Origin of the sequence: Streptomyces sp. NPDC007162 (assembly GCF_040634175.1) — a bacterium.
Taxonomy (GTDB): domain Bacteria; phylum Actinomycetota; class Actinomycetes; order Streptomycetales; family Streptomycetaceae; genus Streptomyces.
In genome coordinates this window covers 1-6691 of sequence record NZ_JBEYFC010000488.1, presented here as the reverse complement: position 1 = coordinate 6691, position 6691 = coordinate 1, and the positions used below count along the sequence as shown (strand labels likewise).

The 6691-nt window shown below is 71.6% G+C and carries 7 protein-coding genes; 4 read left to right on the top strand and 3 right to left on the bottom strand.

Going from position 1 to position 6691, the window contains the following annotated elements; translation table 11 throughout:
- Positions 1-358: AraC family transcriptional regulator (locus tag ABZ646_RS36925; protein ID WP_360529140.1), on the top strand; the 358-nt coding region annotated here is incomplete at its 5' end.
- A 15-nt stretch (positions 359-373) separates the two neighbouring features.
- On the opposite strand, the gene ABZ646_RS36920 is transcribed toward ABZ646_RS36925, so the two are convergent.
- From ABZ646_RS36920 to ABZ646_RS36910, 3 genes are read right to left on the bottom strand one after another with little or no spacing between them, the layout of a single operon-like run.
- Entirely contained in the window at positions 374-1174 is an 801-nt protein-coding gene (locus ABZ646_RS36920) for a rod shape-determining protein (RefSeq protein ID WP_360529137.1), read from the bottom strand.
- On the bottom strand, positions 1171-1545 hold the full coding sequence (locus ABZ646_RS36915; protein ID WP_360529143.1) for a TraR/DksA C4-type zinc finger protein: 375 nt from the start codon (positions 1543-1545) through the stop codon (positions 1171-1173). Before ABZ646_RS36915 ends, ABZ646_RS36920 begins: the two co-directional genes overlap by 4 nt.
- A 52-nt stretch (positions 1546-1597) precedes the next feature.
- Complete coding sequence (locus ABZ646_RS36910; protein WP_360529134.1) at positions 1598-1954, bottom strand: TraR/DksA C4-type zinc finger protein; 357 nt, start codon at positions 1952-1954, stop codon at positions 1598-1600.
- A gap of 251 nt (positions 1955-2205) precedes the next feature.
- On the opposite strand from ABZ646_RS36910, the gene ABZ646_RS36905 reads away from it, so the two are divergent.
- The 3 genes from ABZ646_RS36905 to ABZ646_RS36895 all read left to right on the top strand — a co-directional run.
- Complete coding sequence (locus ABZ646_RS36905; protein ID WP_360529131.1) at positions 2206-3159, top strand: sensor histidine kinase; 954 nt, start codon at positions 2206-2208, stop codon at positions 3157-3159.
- On the top strand, positions 3156-3821 hold the full coding sequence (locus ABZ646_RS36900) for a response regulator transcription factor (protein ID WP_360529128.1): 666 nt from the start codon (positions 3156-3158) through the stop codon (positions 3819-3821). The genes ABZ646_RS36905 and ABZ646_RS36900 overlap by 4 nt, the downstream gene beginning before the upstream one ends.
- A gap of 163 nt (positions 3822-3984) precedes the next feature.
- On the top strand, positions 3985-6691 hold a 2707-nt coding region (locus ABZ646_RS36895), incomplete at its 3' end, for a BTAD domain-containing putative transcriptional regulator (RefSeq protein WP_360529125.1).

The window sequence follows — 6691 nt, the reverse complement described above, 5'->3', positions numbered from 1 at the left end:
GCCGGACGAGACCTACCTGAGGTTCCGTGACGCGGTCGAACGGCACTTCACCGCCACCCGAGGGGTGGCGGACTACGCCCGCATGCTCGGATATGCGGGGCGCACCCTCGCCCGGGCGACCCTGGCGGGCGCCGGGGTCGGCGCGAAGGAGTTCATCGACCGCCGTGTCGTGCTGGAGGCGAAACGGCTGCTGGCGCACGGCGACGAGACCGCCGCGCAGATCTCCGACCGCCTCGGCTTCGTCACGGCCTCCCAGTTCAGCAAGTACTTCATCCAGCGCACGGGCCGTTCCCCCGTCGACTTTCGCAACGGGGTCAGGGGACGCGCCGAGGGCCGGTCACGGACCAGGGCGCGGTGACCACACCCATGGACGTCACTCCGCGGCGGCGGACGGATGGGCGTGGGCGGCCTGGAGGAGTTTCGCGGCGCCGCGGACCGCGGCGGTGTGCGGGCCGGGGACGGTCCGGACGGGAGCATGCAGCCGTCCGGCGAGCGGGTGGGTGAGGTCGGCCCGTAGTGCGCCCCCGCCGGCGAGGAGTACGCCCCGCTGGAGGGCGTGGTGGGCCTGGGAGGTCCGGTCGTCGTCGAGCATGCTGGTCACCATGGCGACGACCGCCTCGGTGAGCTGCGCGGGCCGGGTGTGGCTGCCCAGGTCGCTGGTGCCCAGGGCGGTGTGGCGGGCGTCGGTCAACGCGCCGTCGGTGAGGAGCGTGACCTCGGTCAGATGGGCACCGATGTCCACGACGAGCAGGGGACGGGTCAGGTCGGCGCCCGCGGTCAGAGCCACGGCGCGCGCGGCGGGGACGGTCAGTACGGTGCGCGGGTGCAGGACCTCGACCGCGGCGTGGGCTTCGGCCCGGTAGACGATGCCGCCCAGTGCGGGCGTGGTCAGGATGAGCAGCGGGCGCCCGTGGCGGGGCAGACGGTGACCGAGCAGCCGGTCGAGCATCCGGGCGGCGGCGGGGGTGTCCACGATGGTGCCGCGCTGGACGGGGTAGGTGGCGCGGTCACCCGGGACGGTGGCGGTGGGCACGTCCAGGATCGTGCGTCGCCCGGACGTCCAGGCCCGGGTGCGGGCGCTGCCCAGATCGAGGGCGATGCCGGTGCACTGCCGGCACCAGGGCCACGAACGGTGCCCGGTTGCCGCGGGCCGGGGGCCGGACGCGATGGTCATCGGCCGGTCTCCCTGACCTGCTGGCAGCGGGTGCAGTAGCGGGCCTGCGGCACGATCATCAGTCGCTCACGGGCGATGGGCTTCCGGCACAGGTGGCACTTCCCGTAGCAGCCGAGGTCCATCCGCGCGAGGGCGGCTTCGACATCGGCCAGGACCATGCGGGCGGAGGCGGCGAGCTTGACGCGGACCTCGACCTGGGCGGCGGCCCGCCGGTCGAGGAACGCGTCGGCGCGGGTCGGGGCGGCGGACGAGAGCTGCTGCAGCTGTTCCTGGCGGAACAGGCGCTGTTCGCGCAGGTTCGCATGCAGTGCGGCGAGGTCCTCGGCCGACAGGGGCGTATCGCGGACATCGATGATCTGGTGGTCCACCAGGTCACCTCCTGAACAGGGCAGGGAGAGGGGGAACCGACGGATGCGCTGCGGGTCAGGCGCCGCCGCGCTGGCAGGGGACACAGAACGGGGTGTGGGGCAGGATCTCCAGGCGCTCGACGGGGATGGGCCTGGAACAGTTCCGGCAGAAGCCGTAGGTGCCGTCCTGGACGCGGGCGAAGGCTGCCTCCACCTCGGTGAGGACTCGCTGGACGGTGTCCTTCTGCGTGGACATCACCGGTTCCTTCGCGTCAGGCCCGGCCTCGCGGATGGCCTGCAGCTGGGTGAGGCGGGAGGAGCGTTCGTGTGCGAGGCGTTCGAGGGCCTCGTCGGCCGTCAGCCGATCTCGGCGGGTTTCGGCCCGGGGCGTATCGGGCGACACGTCCGTTGCTTCTTCCAGGGGTCGGTTCATACCCCCACCGTGGCCGTGGCGCCGCGCGAAAACCATCGGGCGCGATACCCATCTGCGGGTCGCCAGCGCGCGTCGCGGCGGGGCGCGTCAGTCCCCGGGAATGGGCATCGGAGCCCATCGACGGCCGAGCAGGCAGCGGGCAGCCTGGACACCGGACCGGTCAAGACCCAGGCGCCGCGGTTCACGCGCGGAGTGCGCGGTGACCGACAGTGGAAGAGAAACCGTGTCACCAAGCGAGAGGCGTCATCCCGGTGTCCCTGTTCTGGCGGATCTTCGCGCTCAACGCGGTGGTGCTGGGAAGCGCCACAGCGCTGCTGCTGTGGGCGCCGGTGACCGTCTCCGTGCCGGTGGTGCTGACCGAGGCGGTCGTCCTCGTGGCCGGTCTCGCCGTCATGCTGGTCGCCAACGCGGCCCTGCTGCGCATCGGCCTGAGCCCGCTCGACCGGCTCACCCGGCTGATGGCCACCGTGGACCTGCTGCGCCCCGGCCAGCGGCTGCCGGAAGGGGGACGCGGCGAGATGGCCGAGCTGATCCGCACCTTCAACGCCATGCTCGAGCGTCTCGAGCACGAACGGGCCACCAGCAGTGCCCGCGCCCTGCTGGCCCAGGAAGCGGAGCGGCGCCGCATCGCCCAGGAACTGCACGACGAGGTCGGCCAGAGCATGACCGCGATCCTGCTGGCGCTCGGGCGGGCCGCGGGTGAGGCGGACGAGCCGCTGCGTGGTGAACTCCGGCAGGCTCAGGAGATCACCAGGGGAAGCCTGGACGAGGTGCGCCGCCTGGTGCGTCGACTACGGCCGGGCGCGCTGGAGGACCTCGGTCTGGTCAGCGCCCTGACCTCGCTGACCAGTGAGTTCGCAACGCACGTCGGACTGCGCGTGGTGCGCCGCTTCGACACCGGTCTGCCCGTGTTCGACCAGCAGACGGAACTCGTGCTGTACCGCGTCGCCCAGGAGGCCCTGACCAACGCCGCCCGCCACGCCGAGGCCGACCGGGTCGAAGTGAGCCTGCACCACACCGACGAAGCGGTGGTGCTGGCCGTCACCGACGACGGCCGTGGAACGGGCGTCGCCCGCGAAGGGGCCGGGATCCGCGGAATGCGCGAGCGGGCCCTGCTGATCGGGGCCACGCTGGATGTCACCTGCCGACCGCAGGCCGGTACGACGGTCCGACTGACCGTGCCCCGTCTCAGGAAGCAGCCATGACGACGCCCCGCACATCCGTGATCCGCATCCTCCTCGCCGACGACCACGCTCTCGTACGCCGTGGAGTGCGGCTCATTCTCGACCGGGAACCGGACCTCGAGGTCGTCGCCGAGGCCGGGGACGGCGCGGAGGCCGTCGAGCTGGCCCGCACCCATGAGGTCGACCTGGCGGTGATGGACATCGCCATGCCCCGGATGACCGGCCTGCAGGCCACCCGGGAACTCCTCGCGCTGAAGCCCGGCGTGCGCGTGCTGATGCTGACGATGCACGACAACGAGCAGTACTTCTTCCAGGCGCTGAAGGCCGGTGCCGGCGGATACGTGCTCAAGTCCGTCGCGGACCTCGATCTGGTGGCCGCATGCCGGGCCGCCATGCGGGACGAGCCCTTCCTGTACCCGGGCGCGGTCACGGCGCTCGTCCGCACCTACCTGGACCGGGTCCGCAACGGCGAGGAGCCGCCCGAGCAGGTGCTGACCGCGCGCGAGGAGGAGGTCCTCAAACTCGTTGCCGAGGGGCACACCTCCAAGGAGATCGCGGAGATGCTCTTCATCAGCATCAAGACCGTCCACCGGCACCGGGAGAACGTGCTGCGCAAGCTCGGCCTGCGTGACCGGCTGCAACTCACCCGCTACGCGATCCGGGCCGGCCTCGTCGAGCCCTGATCCCCGGCCCCCGCCCTGAATTTCTGCCTTGCTGGTGGCGCTGGTAATGGCTGTCCCAGTTGTTCGCCATGAACATGGACACAGATGCGTGGGCCGTCCTAGATTCGTCCTAGTGCGAGGTCGGCCAGGGAAACGGCGCTCATCGTCACGTACCAGGGGGAGCATGAGATTCGGCTTGCTGGGGCCGTTGCACGCCCAGATCGCCGGACGCGCGGTCCCGTTGAACGGGCCACGGCAGGCCAAGGTGCTTGCAGCACTTCTGATCGACGCCAACGGGATCGTCCCCATGGAACGGCTCGTCGCCGTGCTGTGGGACACGAACGCGCCCGCCACCGCGGTACGTCAGGTCCAGGACGCCGTCTCCGGACTGCGCCGCAACCTCGGGGCCACCGGAGCACCCGCCTCCCTGATCAGCACGAGGCGCGGCGGCTACGAGATCCACCTGGCCCACGACCAACTGGACCTGCTGGAGTTCGAACACGAGCGACACCTCTGCGAACAGCACACCGCCCCGGTCGAGAAAGCAGCCGCGCTGCGGCGGGCACTCGCCTGCTGGCGCGGAGACGCCCTGGTCGACACTCCCAGCCGGGCCCTGGAGATCGATGCGGCACGGTTGAACGAGAAACGCGCGGCCACGCAGCACCAGTGCCTGGCCATCGAACTCGACCTGGGGCGCCATCGAGAGGTCATCGACGAACTGACCGCTCTGCTCCGCGAGCACCCCTACGACGAGCAGGTCGCCGAACACCTGATGCTCGCCCTCTACCGGTGCCGGAGACAAGGCGAGGCGCTGCAGGTGTACGAGGGGCTGCGCCGGACCCTGGCCGACGAACTCGGTGTCGACCCCGCCCCGCCGCTGCGGACGCTGCACCAGCGCATCCTGACCGCGGATCCCGACCTGGCGGCCACCATCCCGGCGCCTTCTCCCTCGCCCAGGCCACCGCAGAGACCTGCCCCGACGGTTCCCGGGTCGGCGATGGCGCTGCCGGTGCGGCAACTTCCCCACGACGTACCTGACTTCGTGGGCCGTGCGGAGGCGCTGGCCGAGATCGCCGGACTGCTCGACGGATCGCCGGCGAACCGGGCCCCGGTGGTCGTCGTCGTGGGCGGTCCCGGGGTCGGCAAGTCCTGTCTGGTGACGCACGCCGCGCGGCTGGCCGGCGCCGGCTACCCGGACGGCCAGCTCTACCTCGACCTCGCGGCGACATCGGACCAACCACGTGACCCGGGCCTGATGCTGGCCGAAGCACTGCGTGCGCTCTCGATCACCGGCAGCGCGATCCCGAACGGACTCTCCGAGCGAGCCGCGCTCTACCGGTCGTTGCTGGTGGACCGCCGCATGCTGGTGGTGCTGGACGACGCCGGTCACGCCGAACAGGTGCTGCCGTTGCTGCCCGGCGCCGAGGGCTGCGCCGTGCTGATCACCAGCCGCACCCTGCTGACCCACCTTCCCGGCGCCCGCCACATCGACCTGGACGTGCTGAGCCGGGCGGAGGCACGGGAGTTGTTCACCGGAATCGTCGGACAGCGGCGGGTCGAGCGGGAACCGGGGGAGGCCGACGCGATCCTCGACTGCTGCGGCAACCTGCCGCTGGCCATCCGGATCGCCAGCGGCAAGCTCACGGGCCGCCCCGCCTGGTCGCTGCGGGTACTGCGAGAACGCATCGAGGACGAGTCACGACGGCTGGCCGAACTGAGGATCGGGGACCTCAGCGTGCGCGCCAGCGTCGAGCTGAGCTTGCGGCTGCTGCCGGCCGACGCGGTGCGCGCGCTGAGCCTCCTCGGTCTCCTCGGCCCTTACACCCTGCCCGGCTGGGTGGTCGGCCCGCTGCTGGACCGCCCGGACGGCGAAGACGTGCTGGACACCCTCGTCGACGCCAGCCTGGTGAGGCTGACCGCCACCGACGCCCTCGGTGAGCCGCGTTACCGGCTGCACGACCTGATCAGGACCTGTGCCGTCGAGATCGCCGCCGCACTGCCCACGGAGGACAAGCGGGACGCGATCATCCGGGTGCTGTCCGTCTGGCTCGAGTCGATCGGGCGCGGCACCGATCGGCTGCCGCCGGCCGGACTGCTGGCGGCAGCGCCCGGTTCGGCACCGCGCCGGTCCCCACCGGACGCGGTCGCGGACCGGTTGACGGCCGACCCGGTCGGCTGGTTCGACGCGGAACGCGACAACCTGCTCGGCGCGGTGAAACTGGCCGTGGACTGGGGCCAGGACGAGCTGGCCTGGGAGCTGGCGGCCGGCGCGGCGACCTACTACGACCACCGGTGCCTGTACCAGGACTGGCAGCACGGGCACCGGCTCGCGTTGGACGCGGCCGAGGCCGCCGGCAACGTGCACGGCGCATCGGTGCTGCTGCGCGGTCTCGGCCAGCTGTACATCTACCAGGACGAGTTCGATCGGGCCACCCGGGTCCTGGAGTCGTCCCTCGGGCTGTGCCAGGACGGTGGGGACAAACGCGGCGAGGCGCTGTCGGTCGCCATGCTCGCCACGGTCAGCCGGGTGCAGGGCCGTGACGCCGAAGCCCTCGAACGTGTCGAGCACGCGCTGGCCATCGCGATCGGTGCGGGCGACCGGGTCGTCGAAGCGCAACTGTCCTGCTCCATGGGCGTCATGAAGCTCATGCAGGGCAAACTCGACGAGGCGGAGTCATGGTTCGACGGGGCCTTGAGCCAGGCCAGGGCGCTCGGCGACGACCACCGCGTGGCCGTGGTGCTGCGGCGGTACAGCCGACTGCACGACCGACGTGGTGACCCCGACGAGGCGCTGCGCTGTCTGGGGCACGCGCTGGCCACCTTCGAGGAACTGGCCGACGAGCGGTGCGCCGCGTACACGCTGCTGGAAGTCGGCCGCGTGTACGCGGGGC

Bases quoted from the DNA above. Each gene is read 5' to 3' on its own strand.
- ABZ646_RS36910 (WP_360529134.1), bottom strand. From the start codon at position 1,954: ATGAACCGACCCCTGGAAGAAGCAACGGACGTGTCGCCCGATACGCCC.
- ABZ646_RS36920 (WP_360529137.1), bottom strand. From the start codon at position 1,174: ATGACCATCGCGTCCGGCCCCCGGCCCGCGGCAACCGGGCACCGTTCG.
- ABZ646_RS36900 (WP_360529128.1), top strand. From the start codon at position 3,156: ATGACGACGCCCCGCACATCCGTGATCCGCATCCTCCTCGCCGACGAC.